This is a genomic window from Ruficoccus sp. ZRK36, assembly GCF_019603315.1.
In the GTDB taxonomy this organism is placed as follows: domain Bacteria; phylum Verrucomicrobiota; class Verrucomicrobiia; order Opitutales; family Cerasicoccaceae; genus Ruficoccus.
On the sequence record NZ_CP080649.1, the window covers coordinates 1,884,386 to 1,901,999 of the forward strand.

16 protein-coding genes are annotated in these 17,614 nt (G+C 60.4%); 5 read left to right on the plus strand and 11 right to left on the minus strand.

What is annotated here, in order from left to right; genetic code table 11:
* Nucleotides 1–60 precede the first annotated feature (60 nt).
* A complete protein-coding gene (locus K0V07_RS08280; RefSeq protein ID WP_220620926.1) occupies nt 61–1,950 on the plus strand; it encodes a heparinase II/III family protein in 1,890 nt (629 codons plus the stop codon).
* Nucleotides 1,951–1,992: 42 nt separating this feature from the next.
* Here the strand turns inward: K0V07_RS08280 and K0V07_RS08285 are convergent, their stop codons facing one another.
* Entirely contained in the window at nt 1,993–2,961 is a 969-nt protein-coding gene (locus K0V07_RS08285) for a LacI family DNA-binding transcriptional regulator (RefSeq protein WP_220620927.1), read from the minus strand.
* A gap of 278 nt (nt 2,962–3,239) precedes the next feature.
* On the opposite strand from K0V07_RS08285, the gene K0V07_RS08290 reads away from it, so the two are divergent.
* On the plus strand, nt 3,240–4,199 hold the full coding sequence (locus tag K0V07_RS08290) for an NAD(P)H-quinone oxidoreductase (protein ID WP_220620928.1): 960 nt from the start codon (nt 3,240–3,242) through the stop codon (nt 4,197–4,199).
* A gap of 29 nt (nt 4,200–4,228) precedes the next feature.
* Here the strand turns inward: K0V07_RS08290 and K0V07_RS08295 are convergent, their stop codons facing one another.
* From K0V07_RS08295 to K0V07_RS08335, 9 genes are all read right to left on the minus strand, one after another.
* Nucleotides 4,229–5,017, minus strand: coding sequence for an alpha/beta hydrolase (locus K0V07_RS08295; RefSeq protein ID WP_220620929.1), 789 nt, complete (start codon nt 5,015–5,017; stop codon nt 4,229–4,231).
* Nucleotides 5,018–5,139: 122 nt separating this feature from the next.
* Nucleotides 5,140–6,978 carry a dihydroxy-acid dehydratase gene (ilvD, locus tag K0V07_RS08300; RefSeq protein WP_220620930.1) on the minus strand — a complete coding sequence of 613 codons (1,839 nt, stop codon included), beginning with the start codon at nt 6,976–6,978 and terminating at the stop codon, nt 5,140–5,142.
* 226 nt (nt 6,979–7,204) lie between these two features.
* Nucleotides 7,205–7,663, minus strand: a complete 459-nt coding sequence (locus K0V07_RS08305) for a hypothetical protein (protein ID WP_220620931.1) — start codon at nt 7,661–7,663, stop codon at nt 7,205–7,207.
* Nucleotides 7,664–7,698: 35 nt separating this feature from the next.
* Nucleotides 7,699–8,160, minus strand: coding sequence for a DUF5069 domain-containing protein (locus K0V07_RS08310; RefSeq protein WP_220620932.1), 462 nt, complete (start codon nt 8,158–8,160; stop codon nt 7,699–7,701).
* A gap of 24 nt (nt 8,161–8,184) precedes the next feature.
* Nucleotides 8,185–8,613 (minus strand): nuclear transport factor 2 family protein, encoded by a 429-nt coding sequence (locus K0V07_RS08315; RefSeq protein WP_220620933.1) that lies wholly within the window; start codon nt 8,611–8,613, stop codon nt 8,185–8,187.
* 69 nt (nt 8,614–8,682) lie between these two features.
* Nucleotides 8,683–9,243, minus strand: a complete 561-nt coding sequence (locus tag K0V07_RS08320) for a carboxymuconolactone decarboxylase family protein (RefSeq protein ID WP_220620934.1) — start codon at nt 9,241–9,243, stop codon at nt 8,683–8,685.
* A gap of 89 nt (nt 9,244–9,332) precedes the next feature.
* Complete coding sequence (locus tag K0V07_RS08325) at nt 9,333–9,893, minus strand: TetR/AcrR family transcriptional regulator (RefSeq protein WP_220620935.1); 561 nt, start codon at nt 9,891–9,893, stop codon at nt 9,333–9,335.
* A 138-nt stretch (nt 9,894–10,031) separates the two neighbouring features.
* Nucleotides 10,032–10,715 carry an LrgB family protein gene (locus tag K0V07_RS08330; protein WP_220620936.1) on the minus strand — a complete coding sequence of 228 codons (684 nt, stop codon included), beginning with the start codon at nt 10,713–10,715 and terminating at the stop codon, nt 10,032–10,034.
* Nucleotides 10,699–11,109 (minus strand): CidA/LrgA family protein, encoded by a 411-nt coding sequence (locus K0V07_RS08335; RefSeq protein WP_220620937.1) that lies wholly within the window; start codon nt 11,107–11,109, stop codon nt 10,699–10,701. The genes K0V07_RS08330 and K0V07_RS08335 overlap by 17 nt, the downstream gene beginning before the upstream one ends.
* 76 nt (nt 11,110–11,185) lie before the next feature.
* Here K0V07_RS08335 and K0V07_RS08340 point away from each other — a divergent pair, with 76 nt between their 5' ends.
* The 3 genes from K0V07_RS08340 to K0V07_RS08350 all read left to right on the plus strand — a co-directional run bounded on the left by K0V07_RS08340 (nt 11,186) and on the right by K0V07_RS08350 (nt 15,160).
* Nucleotides 11,186–12,070, plus strand: coding sequence for a LysR family transcriptional regulator (locus K0V07_RS08340; protein WP_220620938.1), 885 nt, complete (start codon nt 11,186–11,188; stop codon nt 12,068–12,070).
* A 191-nt stretch (nt 12,071–12,261) separates the two neighbouring features.
* Entirely contained in the window at nt 12,262–14,145 is a 1,884-nt protein-coding gene (locus K0V07_RS08345) for a beta-L-arabinofuranosidase domain-containing protein (RefSeq protein ID WP_220620939.1), read from the plus strand.
* A gap of 166 nt (nt 14,146–14,311) precedes the next feature.
* Nucleotides 14,312–15,160: a helix-turn-helix domain-containing protein gene (locus tag K0V07_RS08350; protein WP_220620940.1), complete on the plus strand. Its 849-nt coding sequence runs from the start codon at nt 14,312–14,314 to the stop codon at nt 15,158–15,160.
* A gap of 47 nt (nt 15,161–15,207) precedes the next feature.
* Here K0V07_RS08350 and K0V07_RS08355 read toward each other — a convergent pair whose 3' ends face one another.
* Nucleotides 15,208–17,538 (minus strand): glycoside hydrolase family 2 TIM barrel-domain containing protein, encoded by a 2,331-nt coding sequence (locus tag K0V07_RS08355; protein ID WP_220620941.1) that lies wholly within the window; start codon nt 17,536–17,538, stop codon nt 15,208–15,210.
* Between the last annotated feature and the right edge of the window lie 76 nt (nt 17,539–17,614).

Below are 17,614 nucleotides of genomic sequence, written 5' to 3' on the forward strand. Positions count from 1 at the left end.
ACTAAGCCACGATTCATGACTGCATTTCAAAAAAGATATATTTTGATCATTTCTATTTTAATGGCATTTGCGCTCGCAGGCTGCTCCGATCCGGATCCCGCCCCGCAAGCCTACGCATGGGAGGTGTCCGATTCTGCGCTGGAGGATCGGGCCTGGGATATCGCCGGCATGCTTCCGGTGGAGCCTGGCTCCTATGTGCCGCCAGTTAGTGATCGTAGTGCATGGGAGGCATACGGTCGGCAGAGCCCGCAGCTGTTAGCCAAGGCTAAGACGTTCCTGAATCAACCGGTCCCGGCCTTGCCCGACGACCTCTATCTGACGTTCACAACCAAGGGTACACGCAAGGGGTACGAGCGCCCGTATTCCGCACGAATCGAGCGTCTGGGCACATTCACCGCCGCAGAAGCTGTCGCAAACAACGGGCAATTCATCCCTGCCATCGAAAGGGAGCTGCAAGCCATCCTCGTTGAGAAGACGTGGGTGATGCCGGCGCATGACCGTGACCTCAAGAACTTCAACGGCGAGGTCGTCGATGTCGATTTGGGGGCGTCCCGGCGAGGGCTCGCCGTCGCTGGTGTGCTGACGCTCTTGGGAGATAAACTCTCTCCTGAACTCACTGAACAGGCTCACGCTGAGCTGAAGCGCAGAGTATTTGATCCCTACCTGAAGCGTTTGACGGGCCAGGACGACTCGCTGTGCAAATGGATGAAATGGGATAACAACTGGAACGCCGTCTGCCACTCGGGTGTCGTGGCGGCAGCACTCTTTACACTGCCTTCTGAGGATACGCGCGGGTTGATCGTGGCCGGGGCAGAGGCCGCACTGCCTCGCTATTTTAACAGTTTTCGCAGTGATGGTTTTTGTACCGAAGGCCTGTCCTACTGGAACTATGGATTCGGGCACTATGTGACCTTGGCGGAAACGCTTTGGCGATTGAGCGAAGGCGAGATAGACCTCTATGAGAGCCCACTGGTCCGCAAGATCGCCACCTATCCGGCGCGTCTGGAGATGGCTCCGCGCCAGTTCCCCTCCTTTGGGGACAGCCCGCGAAACCCTCAGCCAGAGGCCTGGATACTCGATGTGTGTGCCAGCCACCTGCCGCTGTCCGGCGATGTGAAACAGGAACCGTACCCTGCGATCCCGCTGTTTCTGGAGCAGTGCTTTCGGGTGTCGTTTAGCCCGTCCAGACCGCTCTCGCTCGCCGCGATGAGAGAGGACCAACTGCGCAGCTGGTTCCCGGAGGCGCAGGTCTATGTCGGGCGCATGCCGGGTGATTCTTCTGAGCAAATGGCGATCGCCGTCAAGGGCGGGCGCAACGGAGAAAATCACGGACACAACGATCTGGGGCAGTTCATCATCGCTAATCAAGGCCGACAGGTCATCACCGACCCCGGCGGTGAGGCGTACACGGCGGCTACTTTCGGCCCCAAGCGCTATGAGTCGCCGATGCTGAACTCCATCGGCCACCCGGTGCCTGTCATTGCCGGGCAACTACAGGGCAGCGAAAGAACCGCGACGACAGAGGTGGTGAGCACTGATTTTACCGATGGGGAGGATCGGGTCGTCTTCGATCTCAAAGGCGCGTACGCGGTCTCTACGTTGGCAAAGCTCGAACGCGAGTATGTCTATATGCGTCAGGGCGCAGGCGAGCTGCAGGTGACCGATACGGTGGCATTCTCCAAGCCCGAGGCCTTCGCCAGCTCATTGATAACTTACGGCAGTGTTGAGCAAATGAGCCCCAGCGAACTCCTGATTACGGATGGAGACGCCCGTCTGCATGTCAAAATAGATAGCGGCGATGTGCCCTTCTCAGTCGAGCAGGAGCTGGTGCGCCCGAAGGGGCCTCTACGTGTGCTGATCTCGCTGGATGATCCTCTTGTGAAGGCGACCATGAGCTACCATTTTTCCGTAGGATCGGAGATAGCCCCGCAGCATGCGAATGAGGAATGAGCCCCCGGCTCCTGCCGTGAGGTAGTAGGCGGCTTCGTCTCCTCAGGCCCGCGCTGCGACACTGTCGCGTGAAATTAACTGGTAGGGGAGCATCGTGCTGGCCGGGGTGGTGTCTCCCTCGATACGGGCTTCGATCAGGTCTGCGGTGCTAGCGGCCATGGCCTGATAGTCGGGGGTGATGGTCGTCAGGGGCGGGACTGTGTACTGGGATATTTTCGTCTGCTCCGAGGCGATGAGTGCAATGTCCTCGGGGACGCGGCGGTTGTAGAGCGAAAAGGCGTACAGGGAGACGATCCCGGCATTACCGCCGGGGCAGAAGAGCGCGTCGATGTCCTGCTTGAGGAGCTTTCCGATCAGCTCCACATATTTGTCGCTGCCCGGTCCCGAGAAGCAGACCAGCGAGTCGTCGCAGGGCAGGCCAGTCTCCTTGAGTGCTTTGAAGATGCCGTTCTGGCGCCGCGTGGCATTACCGGTATGGGGGGAGCCGTGAATGATGCACCCGATCTTTTTGTAGCCGCGCTCATGCAGGTGCTGGATAGCTTGCCGCATGCCCTGCTCCTCATCTGAGCGCACGTAAAAGACGTCCGGGCTCTCGGTGGGGCCTTCGCGGTCCATGATGATCAAGGGCATGGCGTAGCGTTCGCTCCAGTCGCTGAACTCCGCAGGCTCGGCGCCGATGGCGATAGCCGCGCAAAACTGGATGGCATCGAGACGTTCCCGGTTATCGCCGGGAAGGATCTCCAGCCGGAACCCTCGCTTGGACATTTCCTGGACGAGGGCCATGAGGATCATGTCCACGCAGCTCTGCACGGGATAGACCGGGTCGTAGGGAGTGATCACGACCACGTTCTTCTGCTTCAGGGTCAGGCGTGGATGATAGCCGTGCTCGCGTGCGACCGAGAACACCCGTTTACGCACCTCCAGGCGGATGTTCGGATGGTGGTTGAACACGCGTGAGACGGTTGCGGCGGATACGCCTGCGATTTTTGCAATTTCGTGAATCTTAGCCATAGCAGGCCCTGGGGGTGATTGTTTTTCAGTGGGTATTTGATATTTACACGATGTGGGCGCGTTTTTCGCTCTTGGTTTCAATCATGTGCATGATTCGTGAAACTTACACATGCTATATGCAAATTATTCCGTTGATGGGCAAGATTTTATCTCCTGAGATAGGCCATGCCTCAGGAGGTTTTCCTTCCGTCTTCAGGGACTGTTAACGCCTGCCGAGGCCATCCTGTTGCGGCATCTGCCGCACCCTAAACCTTTACCCCCTTACTTTGACCTAACCTATGAACGCCGTAATCATCGACGACGATAAGCGCCTCGTCTGGTCCTCTGTGGCGGACCCTGTGCGCGCAGAGAATGAGATTTTAGTGCAGGTACATGCCGCCGCGCTGAATCGCGCTGACCTGATGCAGCGCGAGGGTAACTATCCGCCCCCGCCCGGATGGCCGGAGTGGCCGGGCCTGGAGGTGGCGGGCGTCGTCCTCGAAGCACCGTCTGGCTCCCGCTGGAAGCCGGGCGACAAGGTCTGCGCCCTGTTGGGCGGAGGCGGCTATGCTGAAAAAGTCGTTGTCCCTGCGGACATGGCGCTACCGGTCCCGGAGGGGCTCAGCATGGCCGAGGCTGCGGCGATCCCGGAGGCTTTTGCGACGTCCTACCTGAACCTGTGCCTAGAGGGCGGGATGCAGGCTGGCGACACGGTCTTCATCCAGGCCGGGGCCAGTGGCTTGGGGATGGCGGCCATCCAGCTTGCCAAGACGCTCGGCGCTAAGGTCGTGACGACGGTCGGCTCCGAGGATAAGGCGCGCTTCGTCCGCGAGCTGGGGGCAGACGTGATCATCAACCGCAAGCAGCAAAACATTGCCGAGGTCCTCGCCCAGCATCCGGTCGATGTCGCCATGGACTGTGTGGCTGGTCCAAACCTCGGACCCTGCCTGGAGACGATGGCCCGTGGTGGGCGCTGGATTATCATCGCCACCTTGGGTGCTGCCAGCAGTGAGCTGAACATGCTCGATTTCTTTAAGCGCGGGGTGAAACTCATCGGCAGCACGCTACGCAGTCGCACTAGCGAGATGAAGGCCGATATCCTCAAGGGGCTCGAAGATCAGCTCTGGCCCGCTTTTTCCTCCGGAGCGATCCAGGTGCTCATCCATGAGACGCTGCCCATGGCCGACGCTGAGAAGGCGCACGCGATCCTCGAACGACAGGAGAATCTCGGTAAGGTTGTCCTCACGCTGGAGCCTTAGGCAGCATCGTTCAGCCAACGCCGGTAAAGTTACCGGTGCTTGGCGAGCATGCGCAGGATGGCGTCACGGACTTCGGGCACGAGCGTGCGGTCCGCGAGATTCGCCTCTCCGGCACCGTCTTGAAACAGCCCGTGCTTGTCACCCGGTCCATCGAAGCGGAAGACCTCGCAGGGCCTGTTCACGGCTCGGTAGGCCTGCTCAATGATGTCGGCGTGCTCGATGGTCACGAGCTGGTCGTTCTCGGAGTGAATGCAGTTCAGGGGAGGGGACTGATCGCTGACGTAGTAGCGTGGCGAGGCGTCTCTTAAAAAGGCTTCCTCGACCGGGCCGCCGGTGAATTTTTCCCAAAACTCCGGCTTATCCAGACAGAACTGGGTCTGCCACAGCGCCACATCGGTGATACCGGAAAGGTTCAGGATCGAGCGTACCCGCTGCAGGGGCAGGCGAAGTCCTGCCATCAGGGCGAGGTGTCCACCGGCCGATCCTCCGACGATGTCAATCTGGTCGAGATCCAGTTCACGCATGGCCGGGTGGCCAGCGTCCATCAGGAACTTTGCCCCGCGGATGCAATCATCGCCACAGGCTGGCCACGGGTGGGTCGCTGTCAGTCTGTAGTTAATGTTGAATACAGCATAACCATGCTCCGCCAATAGCCTGGCGATGGGCTCGATACTCGTCTTTTCCATCGATACCCATCCGCCCCCATGGATGAGTAGGGCTGCTGGTGCCCCACGGGGGTTGTCGGGCAGGAACAGGTCGGCTTTCCCATCTGTGCCGAGGTCGTCTGCGAAGGAGATGTCGTTGATGCGCTGATACATGCTACAGGGATGAGATGAATACGTAAAACCTAGCCCTGTCTCCTGGGGGAGAACGAGCAAAAAGGCGCTAAGTATATCGCAGCCGATCTCACCTGCCGGGCAGGTGGCTTCGCTGCCTGACGCTACTGATTGAGGTCGCGCACGCCGCCACGGTCCGCACTGGTGGTCAGGCGGGCATAGGCCTGCAGGGCGGTGCTCACGACGCGGTTGCGCTTCGGCTTCCAGCCGTCGGCCCCCTTGGCGTCTTCGGCAGCACGGCGTTTGGCCAGCTCCTCATCACTGATGGTGATGTTGATCGTGCGTCCGGGGATGTCGATCTCGACGGTGTCGCCCTCGTGGATCAGCCCGATCGCGCCGCCGCTGGCAGCCTCGGGGCTGACGTGGCCGATGGAGAGTCCACTCGTGCCGCCGGAGAAACGTCCGTCGGTGATGAGCGCGCACTGCTTACCGAGGCCCTTGGACTTCAGGTAGCTGGTCGGGTAAAGCATCTCCTGCATGCCGGGGCCGCCCTTGGGGCCTTCGTAGCGGATGACGACGACGTCGCCAGCCACGACCTGGTCGGTCAGGATGGACTGGACGGCGGCGTCCTGGCTCTCGAAGACGCGGGCGCGTCCGGTGAACTTGAGGATCGACTCGTCCACACCGGCGGTCTTCACGATGCAGCCGTTGAGGGCGATGTTGCCCTTGAGCACGGCGAGGCCGCCATCCTTGGAGTAGGCGTGCTCGACATCGCGCACGCAGCCTTCGGCCGGGTCGGTGTCGAGGGACTCCCAGCGAGCTTCCTGGGAAAAGGCGCTCGTGGTACGCTTGCGACCGGGCGCGGCGGCGAAAAACTTTTTGGCGCTTTCGGTGGCCTTGCCGCGCAGGTCCCAGAAATCGATGGCTTGGCCGAGGCTGACCGAGTGCACGGTGGGAATATCGCGATGAAGGAGCCCACCACGGTCCAGCTCCCCGAGCAGGCGCATGATGCCCCCGGCGCGGTGAACGTCCTCGATGTGGTACTTCTGTGTGTTCGGAGCGACCTTACACAGGCAGGGGACCTTGCGGGAGAGCCGGTCGATGTCGTCCATGGTGAAGTCCACCTCGGCGCTCTGGGCACTGGCCAGCAGGTGCAGCACGGTGTTGGTGGAGCCGCCCATGGCGATGTCGAGGCTCATGGCGTTTTCAAACGCCTCAAAGGTGGCGATGTTGCGCGGCAGCACGGACTCATTGCCTTCTTCATAGTAGGCGCGGGCCAGCTCGACGATGCGGCGGCCAGCCTCCTGGAAGAGACCCTTGCGGTCCTTGTGGGTGGCCACGACCGTGCCGTTACCGGGGAGACTCAGGCCGAGGGCCTCGGTCAGGCAGTTCATGCTGTTGGCGGTAAACATGCCCGAGCACGAGCCGCAGGTCGGGCAGGCATTCTGCTCGATGAGGTCAATCTCCTCGTCGCTGACGCTTTCGTCGGCGGCGGCGACCATGCTGTCCACCAGGTCGAGCTTGCGGGTCTGCCCGTTAACGACGGTGACACCAGCCTCCATCGGACCCCCAGAGACAAAGATGGCTGGGATGTTCAGGCGCAGGGCAGCCATGAGCATGCCGGGTGTGATCTTGTCGCAGTTGGAGATGCACACCAGGGCGTCGGCGCGGTGCGCGTTGACCATGTACTCGACCGAGTCGGCGATGATCTCACGGCTGGGCAGGCTGTAGAGCATGCCATCGTGGCCCATGGCGATACCGTCGTCCACGGCGATGGTGTTGAACTCGCGACCGATGCCGCCAGCCTTGGCGATTTCCGAGGCGACGAGCTGTCCGAGATCCTTGAGGTGGACGTGCCCGGGTACGAACTGGGTAAAGGAGTTCGCGATGGCAATGATGGGCTTGCCAAAGTCTTCGTTCTTCACGCCGGTGGCGCGCCACAGGGCGCGTGCGCCGGCCATGTTACGGCCGTGGGTGGTGGTGCGGGATCTGTATGCTGGCATGTCTTTTCTAAGGGTAATCACATAACCAAACCGAAAAACGCCCTTAACTCAATAGCTGAAAGCTTAAAGGTGAAATCCGTCCGCGGACCCGAATCGAGAAATCAAAACCCGTTTAAAGCGTGCATCCGTATGACTTGCAAAGAGATATGCGGCTTTGGTGCGCACAAAAAAGCATGGCCCATCTGGGCCATGCTTCGAAAGTGGGTGGATCGCTCTGGCGTGCGGGTTAGCAGGCGGTTGCCTCTGCCGCTTTTTTAGAGCAGCAGCTCATTGCTCCGTCCGGGGACTCCTCACGGAAGCAGTACGCCAGCGGAATCGCGTAGAGCCAGTGGCGGGCCATCGACAGGACGGGGAAGATGACGCCTCCCTCCAGCCCGGCTATCCCCAGCCCCAGTAGCGGGAAAAGGAGGAACCAGACCAGCATCACAGTCTCCAGACTCGTGAAGAACAGCGCACGGAGCCAGCCCGGACCGATAAGCGACGGTGAGAGCGCCGCATAGATGGCGGCGAGGGCAACGCCATTACCGTAGTGCATCAGGAGCGCGACCGCGAAGGGCACGCCCACGGCATCGGCGAGCACGTGGGGGATGTCCCACCAGGTGCCGGTGAACAGGAAGCCGGTGATATCAAAGAGCAAAGTCCCAATGACGCCGGCGAGTATTGCTTTATACCAGTTTATTTTCATGTGTTTACCTTTCTGTAGGGGATAAAGTGAGGGGCTCAGGCCTGCCCGCCGAAGCGGAGGTAGTCGTCGAGGTCCAGGTACTCAAAGAGCGTGCCGATGTCCGGACGTGACGGGGTCTGTGCGCCCGCGAATTCCGCAAACCAGCTGCGAGCTTCGATACTCAGACCCGGCAGGTTCTCGATCCAGTGGCTCCATGCCTGAACCTCGTGTGGGCGAAGCTTTGGCTGTGCGCTCTCTTGCACCCACTGGAGAATGGCCCAGTCTCCGGTAGTCACGCCTACCTGAGTAAGAAAGGCGTCGGGGCTTAGCCCGATGAATTTAAAGAGCTCCATGTCGAGCAGGCTGTCATCGCCATAGAGATAGTCGCCGAGGGTTCCGGCGAGCTGGGCCCGGGCTTTGTCAATCAGCCGGGGCAGGTGGGCGAAGCCACCCAGGCGGACGCGTGCGCTGCGTGGAGCGCGCGTGCGTAAGTCGTGGAGTTGGTGTGAGAGTGTCATGCGTTAGAAGAGGGTGGAGGTTGATTAATGGGCCTGAAGCCGACGCTTGGCCTCAAGGATGGGTTGGTCGTTGATGGACGCGAAGCGGCGGGCCATGAGCCCGTTTGCGTCGAACTCCCAGTTCTCGTTGCCATGCGAGCGGTACCATTGGCCGGAGTCATCGCGCCACTCGTACTCGAAGCGTACCGCGATGCGATTGTCGCTGAAGGCCCAGAGGCTTTTCCTGAGCTTGTAGTCCAGCTCGCGTTCCCACTTGCGGGTGAGAAAGGCGACGATGGCCTCGCGCCCATGGATGAACTCCGCACGGTTGCGCCACTCGGAGTCCTCGGTGTAGGCGAGGGAGACGCGGACCGGGTCCCGGGAGTTCCAGGCGTCCTCGGCCAGTTGGACTTTTTCGCGGGCAGTGGCCTCGGTAAATGGAGGCAGGGGAGGGCGTTGTGGTTGTGTGTGCATGGTTGGTTTCTTTGAGGCGGCGGAAGGGTGAGGCTTCCGCCGCCCGGAGGTAGACAGGTTGTTGGCCGCTTAATGGGAGCAGGCACAGCTCGGCCCGTGGGACTTCACGACAGGGAAGTCGATCTCCGTCTGGGCGAAGCGGTTGAAGTAGTTGGTGAAGACGTTCAGGGCTACGTTGGCGACGACCTCGGCGGCCTCCTCCTCCGTCACGCCGGCATCTGCGATGCTCGCGTAGGTCCGGTCAGAGACGTTCCCCTGAGTCGCGAGGAGGTGGCGCGTCAGTACGAGAATCGCCTGCTCCTTACGGTCTTCGGATTCGCCGTTGCGTGCCGCCTCGATCTCGGAGGCGGGGATCTTCATCACACCGCCGATGGCTGTGTGGGCGCTCAGGCAGTAGTCGCACTGGTTCTGCTCGGCTACCAGCAGGGCGATCTTCTCGCGGGTCACAGCCGGGAGCTTACCGCCGGAGACGGCGCCGCTCAGGTTCAGGTAGCCCTGGAGGGCTGACGCGCTGTGCCCGAGGGCTTTTACCATATTGGGGACGAGGCCCAGCTTCTTCTGCACAGCCTCGTAGAGGGCGGCGATGGGTTGCGGGACTTCGGTGGATTCGAGGGTCTTGATTCTGCTCATTGTTTTTAGGTGTGTTTGTTGTTATTGCCATAAACCGACCGGTCGGTCTGTTTGTGGGTAAAGAAAAAGACGTATGAAAATGAATAACCTTACAAAAGGTTGTTGGCCTGCTGCTTGGCAGTCTGCGCAGGCCAGGGCGCGCGAAAGTTCTGCATATGAACGATCGAGGCCTCGAAAAGCAGGAAAAGCGTGTTCGCTGTTTGCTCACGCTGAGCGCGGGGGAGGTCGGGCTGGTGCTTGTCCACGAGGGACTGGAAAAAGTCGAGGAGGCCCTGCTTGTGGTCGAGGATCTGTTTGCGCAGGGGGCTGTCAGGCTCAGGGGTTTCGGCGAGTGTGTTCAGGAAGGCGCACCCGCGGTAGTCGCAATCCGCCATCCACTGCTCCAGGAAATCGAAGGCGGCGAGGATCTGTGTGCGAGGTGTTCGTTTGGTGTCCACGGCGTCATGGAGCCATTTGTTCCAGGTGTGGTGCCGGGCCTTCAACCAGGCGACGCCGAGCTCTTCCTTGGACTTGAAGAAAGAGTAGAAGGTGCCCTTTGCGGCCCCGGCCTGCTGGATGATCTGCTGGATGCCGGTCTGGTGGTAGCCCTGCTCGTAGAAAAGCTTGGAGGCTACCTCCAGAATGTTATCGCGCTTAGTTTTGTGCTCCATGATGGAAGTGAATTTACGCAAACCGACCGGTCGGTCAAGTGGTTTTTTAATTTTAGAAGAATCTGGAATTATCCGGGCAGTGTCTGGGGCTAGGGGGATCTTGCTTTGTACCGCTAAGCACTCCTACGTCGCTCGTCTTTAAAAGAGGGTATAGAGCGCGACGGCGAGGATAGTGAATTGTCCGGAGAAGATCATGATCAGGCTGGCGATAACGCCCTCCTCTTGTCCGAGCTCAGTGGCCTTGGCGACCCCGGCTCCGTGAGCGCCCATCCCGAAGAGAGCCCCCCGCGCGAAGCACGAGCGCACCGGCAGAACGTGTAGGAGCGTCTCTCCGACAGCCGCACCAAAGAGACCTGTCAGCGCTGTGAATACGGCGGTGAGCTCAGGGATGCCCCCCAGCAGCCGTGAGGCGTCCATGGCCAGTGGAGTGGTGATCGAGCGTGGAAGCAGACTGGCCCGCAGCTCAGGGGAAAGCTCAAACAGGGATGCGAACGCCCAGGAGCTGGCGATGGCCAGCGTGCTGCCGATGACGACCCCTGCGCACAGCAGTACCCAGTGCTGGCGAATCATCGTGCGGTGCCGGTGGATCGGAATGGCAAAAGCAACCGTGGCTGGGCCGAGGAGCCAGACCAGCCAGTGCGTCCCGCGCAGGTATTCATGGTAGGATGTGCGCATGAGGACAATCAGCAGCCCGCAGACGACCCACGTCACCAGCATGGGCGAGCTCCACCAGCGTCCATAGCTGCGGTGCAGACGCCGGGCCGCCAGGTATACACCCAGCGTACACAGGCACCAGAAAAGCGCTTTAGCGAGCGGCGGCATGGTTTAGCCGGAACCCAAGCTCTACCACACAGGCCGTACCCATCATCACGATGAGAGTGCAGGCCAGCACAGTGATAACCAGTTTAACCCCCAGCAGGCTGAGCATCTCGGGGTGGTCTACGAGTGCGAGCATGGCGGGTACGAAGAACAGCATGAGGTGGCTCAGCAGGCTGTCGGCCCCGTGCTCGAACCATCCTAGCGGCAGGATGCCGCGGTCCAGCATGAGCCAGAGCAGCATCAGCCCGACCAGACTACCGGGGATCGGTAGGTGCAGGTATGAGGAAAGCATTTGAGCGAGCCACCAGACGCCGATCAAGGCCCCGACCTGGAGCAGCTGCCGGGAGGCGCGGATCGGGAGAAAAGGTGCCATTGAGGATCGCAGCTCGACTTTCATGGTCCGGATTATAACACGCCGATAGATATTCTATAAATGAATTGATAGAATAATAAATATTCTTAAAAGGAATAACATGGAGCTGAGGCATTTGGAGTGTTTGGCGGAGGTCGTCCGTCGGGGCGGGTTCTCCGCTGCGGCGAGGACGCTGGGGATGTCACAGCCCACGGTGAGCAAGGCCCTCGGACAGTTGGAGCACGAGTGCGGGGCGCGTCTGCTGGACCGGCTGAAGGAGGGAGTACGCCTGACCGAGGCCGGCGAGCGTGTCCTCAAGCGAGCCAAGGTCATGCTGGCCGAGCGAGACCACCTGAACGCGGAACTGGCCGAACTGCGTGGACTCGAGACCGGGCGTTTACGCCTCGGCCTGCCCGTACTGGGCAGCAGTATCCTTTTCGCGCCGCTCGTGGCTGAGTACCGCCGGTGCTATCCCGGGATCGAGGTCGACCTGCGCGAGCATGGCAGCCGCCACTTGGAGGAGCAGGTGCGCAGTGGTGAGATCGAGATGGGGGCGACGCTGGCCCCTGTGCCCGCTGACTTCGAATGGCAGCAGGTGGCCGACGAGCCGCTGGCCGCGCTGCTGCCCGCCGGGCATCCTTTGGCCGAGCGCGAGACGGTGAAGTTTAAAGAGCTGACGGACAGCCCCTTTATCCTCTTTGAGAGCGGCTTCGTGCTGAATGTCCTGCTGGGCAAGGCCTGCCGTAAGCGAGGGGTCGAGCTGAACGTCGCTGCCCGTGGTGCGCACGCTGACTTTATCATCGCGCTGGTATCGGCGGGGCTCGGGGTGTCTGTGCTGCCGCGACTGGTGATCGAGACACGCAACCATAGCTCCATCCGTACTCCGCTTATCGAGGACAAGGACATGCGCTGGAAGCTGGGGCTGATCTGGCGGCGGAACCTGTCGCTATCGCCCGCTGCCAGCCGATGGCTGAGCCTGGTGCGGGAGCATCGCGGGCAGGGTTAGCGGAAGCGGAGGGCTTACTCAGCGCGCACATGGCGCAGAGATGACCTCTGATGGTGACCTTGCTGGTTTAGACTATATCAAAGGTTTGTTGGACCATGGCTCATTCCCTAAAAAGGCGTTTGCGGATATAATATTCGCCCAGTACGGACTCCGAAAATGAGGTCCGGATAACCCGAATACTTTATCCAATTGTGAAAACATCATCCTCCCGTAAGTCTTCTCCCTCCAGCCTTGGAGCCCTGCACCTGAGCGGCCCGGTCGCCCACCACATGGAGCGTTTTTCGTACGAGCGCATTACCTCGGAGTGCGCGCATACGGTCGTCTTCCATGAGGCCGAGGAGGCTTTTCGTACGAAGATCGATGACAGCTCGGGCGTTCATGGGATCTGGCAGGGCGAGTACTGGGGTAAATGGATGATCGGAGCCGTCCGCCACTGCGAGTACACGGAGGACGCCGACCTGAAGGACTTTATCCGCAAGAGCGTGCATACGCTGATCGCGATGCAGGAGCCCTCCGGCTACATCGGGACCTACCGCGATCCGATGTATGTCCTGCCAGCAGACCCGAAGGTGACCGAAAAGGTCCTCGGGGAGGCCCTGGACTGGAACTGGAATATCTGGTGCCGCAAGTACACGCTGTGGGGCTTGCTGGAGGCCTACCGACTGCTCGGCGAGTCGGAGATCCTGCAGGCGGCTGAGCGTTTGGCCGCCCACCTGATCAGTTCTCTGCGTGAACTTGGTATCCGCCTCGGGGAGACCGGGACGTTTGCAGGTATTCCCAGCGGCTCCATCCTCAAGCCCATGGTGCTGCTCTACCAGGCAAGCGGTAACGAAGCCTACCTGGACTTTGCCAGGCAGATCGTCGCCGACTGGCAGCGTGAGGATGGCCTGCGCCCGAACCTGATCGCTAAGGCGCTCAGCGGGCAGCCCGTGCATGAGTGGTACCCCGACCCCAAGCGCTGGGCCAAGGCCTATGAGATGATGTCCTGCTTTGACGGCATCATCGCCCTCTATCGTGTCACCGGGGAGTCCGTGCTCCTTGAGAGCGCGATCGCGTTTCACCGGCTGCTCAAGCAGTACGAGTACAACGCCGTCCACTCGGTCGGCTTTAACGACATCTTTTACCATGGCGCATCGCAGCTGAACGCCATCTCCGAGCCCTGCGATGTGATCCACTGGATGCGTCTTTGCGGCGAGCTGTTTCTGGAAACAGACGACAAGGCCTATCTGGACGACTTCGAGCTGGCCTTCTACAACCCCTTCCTGGCCTCTGTCTGCCGGGACGGCAAGTGGGGCTCACGCGGCGTTCGCACCCATACCCGCCACCTCTATGCCTTTGGGCAGGCGAAGATGAAGCACAACCACTGCTGCGTGGATAATGTCCCACGCGGGTTCCTCAACTTTGCCCAGATGGCCGTCACCCTTGAGGCCGATACGGTCTCGATCAACTTCTATTCACCCTTTGAGAGTGAGCTGGCGCTACCCGATGGAGGTGCGATTTCGGTCGGCATCAGCGGAGATTATCCCGGCGACGGTAAGGTCGCTATCAACTGGAATGTCGCAGGGACCTCCCCCGTAAAGCTTCGCCTGCGTATCCCCGCATGGGCGACGCAGGCCACCCTGGCGCATGCCGGAAGCGTGCAGACCGGGGCAGGGGACTGGTTTGAGCTGGTAGCCGAACCGGGCGCGGGAACGGCGGAGATGGCTTTCGACCGCGAGGTTGTCGTGCGCGAGCACGCCGCCCAGGAAGACATCGCTGACTGGTACCGGATGCGCTGGACGGAGCCGGGTATCGAGGAGCTGATGCGCACAGAGCGCGGCAGTACCCTGCAGTATGGGCCGCTGCTGCTGGCCCGCAGCCGCTTCCTGGGGAATACCGAGGAGGAAATGTTTGGCGACCCATTGCCTGCCGGCAGTACTTGTACTCTGAGCCCGATTGAGTCCGACGCTGTCGACTATGCCTTTGAGGCGGAGTGGAAAGCCGGTGATCGCAGCCTGCTTACCCGAGTCTGTGACTACGCTTCGGCGGGTAATCAGGTGACGGACGACACAAAGCTGTTCAGCGTCTTTTTCTAGCCGATTGAGGTAGGGTTTGGCTGATCGCCAGGTAACTCATCGGCCCGCGGTGTGCGTGCTGCTATCCTTTGGGCTTTATCTCGCACTCCTGCTGACCATGCTGGGTAGAGTGATCGCGGGCTGAGCGGGAGAGCCATGCCACCACCCTGAGCCTGCCCAGATGACGATGTCAACGCGCCCTCCAGTAACGCCCATTATAAGCAAGCACATCAAGAACCCGGATGAGCAGAACGACTTCATCTGCGGGTATCGCTATTGTCATGCCGAGACCGTGTCGTGGCAGCAGCGGATTACAGACCGCTATGGGCTGATGCTGTGTGTCAGGGGCTCGGGGGAGATTTCTCATGGCTCCCAATGTCTGAAAGTGAAGTCGCGCGACCTGATCCTGCTCAAGCCGAACTACGACCACGCCTTTCACGCATGCGGGGATTGGGACTTCTTGTGGTTTCACTTCCACACGCGCCCCCACGTGACCTCTGCGATGGATTGGCCTGAGGCAATCCCGGGAGTCGGCCGCACTCACCTCGTCAAAGCCGAGTATGATGCATCTCTGGCCGCGATGACCGAGGCCCACCAGCTGGACTTAAAGCGCTCCAGTAACTGGCGGGAGTTATCGATGCTCCTGCTGGAGTGCACGATGATTCGCGGCTACAACAGTCACGCCAGCGAGTCAGCCGGTATCAACTCCCAGATGCAGATGGCCCAGCAGCTTCTCATCGACTCGGACGATAGCATTGATCAGATCGCTCAACGCTGCGGGCTTTCCCGGGCGGGGCTGTTCGCAAAATTCAAAAAAGCCGTCGGGGTCTCTCCCGGCCAATACCGGGAGGAGGCCCGCCTGCGCCGGGCTGCTCAGCTCCTGGAGATGCCGGGCTTCACCGTGTCCGAGATCGCCGATCAGGTTGGGATGCCTGACCCCTTTTATTTCTCCACACGCTTCCGCAAGGTCTATAAAATTTCACCCAGCCAATACCGCAAGCAGCTGCTCAAGGACGGTCGCCGCTCAAGCCGCTAGCGCGGATATTCAGCCCTGCTATCTGTCCGGGCGTTAATCTGCGAAAACTACAGGTCGATTTCCAGTGTGGCGGGTTTTAAGCCTTCGGCGTGAGCATACACTCTGAGTTGGCCGGGCTTGCTGCCGACTCTGATCGCACAAGCGCACACTCCGGCCCACATGCGCCGGTCCGGGCACTGAGGGGGAATATGGTCGGTATGGTCGGAGCCGGTACCGGCCACAGACCCGAGCCCATTTGTCGTGAAGCTAATGAAGGGTGACGCATCGGGCACCAGCTGCCCCGCCTCATCGACACAGGTGCAGTGCACGACAGCGAGGTCACAACCGTTGGGGCTCAGGTCATCGCCATTCATGAGCTCGAGGCGTAGTTCACGGGCTTGCCCGCTCGTTACCTTGAGGTCTTCACAGACTGGCTGACCGTCGCGGTAGCCCACGGCTTTGACTTCACCGGGGTGGTAGGCGACCTGAAATTCGACATGCCCGTAGGGCTCGTTCTTTTTGCGGCCGAGGCTTTTCCCGTCCTGAAGGAGCTCCACTTCCTCGCAGTTGTGGTACACGCACGCGCGAATCATTTCGCCCTCGCGGCCGGACAGGTTCCAGTGCGGCAGGATGTGCACCATGGGTTGGTCCGTCCAGTGAGACCTGTTTTGCCAGAAGGCGTCTTTCCTGATCAGGTATAGATCGTAGGCGCCGGAGACAGAGCACAGGCGGGGCCATGCCGCCTCACCTCGGTGTTCGATGCCCGCCCACTGGAATGCACCCGCCAGCCAGGGGCGTGCCATGAAGTACTTCCAGGTGCGTTCCCGCCCCATGAAGGACTGGTTGACGTCGCGGTCGTAGCAGTCGAGGCGGCCGCGATACTCGTCCTCGGGTAGATACCAGCCCCGCGTCGTGCCGGTGGCGCAGCACTCGCTGGAGATAATGGTCTTGGTCGGGTATTTTTCGTGGAGGGTGTCGTAGGCCGGAAGATTATAGTTCACCCCGATGATGTCCGAGATGTCGTTGACGGTGGCCATAGCCGGGTTATTGGAGATGGCTGTCATCACCGGGCGTGAGTCATCGAGTCGCTTGGCGTAGGCGTACATGGTCTGCACGATACGTCGGCCCTCGTCCGTCTCGTGGAAGGGCTCTTCGTTACCGACGCTCCACATGATCACGCTCGGGCGGTTACGGTCGCGCTTCATGAGCATCTCCAGCTGAGCCAGTCCCTCCGGAGTGGACTCAAACCAGCGCGTTTCGTTCATGACCATGAGCCCGAGGCGGTCGCAGGCCTCCATCGTCTCCTCGGCATGCGGGTAGTGAGCGGTGCGCAGGGCATTGGCGCCCATGTCTTTCATCAGGCGCATCCGGTAGCGGTGGATGTTGTCCGGGACGGCCTTACCCGTGAGCCCGTAGTCCTGATGGCAGCAGACACCCTTGATGACCGTTTTCTCGCCGTTCAGCCAGAAGCCTTCACCGTTAAACTCGAGCGTGCGAAAGCCAAAGCTCACCGAGTACTCATCCAGGGGATCTCCCTGCGGCGAGCGAAGCGTGGTTCTAAGCGTGTATAAATGCGGGTGGTTCATGTGCCACAGTAGCGGATTCGCTACCTGCATCTCCGCTTGGGCCTTGCCCAGGTGCTTGCGGTTCACGCTCACCGCTGTATCCGCCGTGCAGATACAGCTCCCATTGGGGTCGATGACTTCGTGAGTGATGTTGATCTCGGCAGGCTCAAAGGAATCGTTGCGTATCGTCGTTTCAACCGGGACGCACCATTGGCCGTCGTCGAGTGCTTTGGGGTTTACCCACACACCATAGGTATCTACCGAGAGCAGGGCTGTTTTCTTTAGCCAGACATGGCGGTAGAGTCCGCCGCCTTGGTACCACCAGCCCTCGTGGCTATCGGATTGGACGTACACCGCGACCGTATTGTCTTCTCCGTAGCGCACGACGTCCGTGATATCGACTTCGAAAGAGGTGTAGCCGCAGAAGTTATGCGCCATCTGGCAGCCGTTGACATAGACGGTGGCGTGGGTTGCCACACCGTCGAAGTACAGCGACAGCCTTTTATCCCGGTCCGATTCCTCCACTACGAAACGTTTGCGGTACCAGGCATTGTCGTATTTGAAGAAGCCCAGCGTTTGGTTTTTCGCAGGGTCCGGCGTGCCTTCGATGATGTAATCATGCGGCAGGGTGACGTGCTCCCAGGGAGTGTTGTCAAGGAGCTGGTCTCCCCCGTACACATCCAGGCTGTCACGGTAATAGCGTGCAGCCGGACCGCTTAGCATGCGTTCGGTCTTTGAGGATATGTAAGTCGCGCTCTTCAGGGTGGGGGACGGCACGTCGATATCCCCACGATGAAAAAGCCAGTCTTCGTCAAAGCAGATTTGTTCTCTCATGGCGTAAACTTTCTCCAGTCAGTGAATGCGACTTCTGTGCTGGAGATTGGACGGGGGTAACCCAATCGGTGTCTAG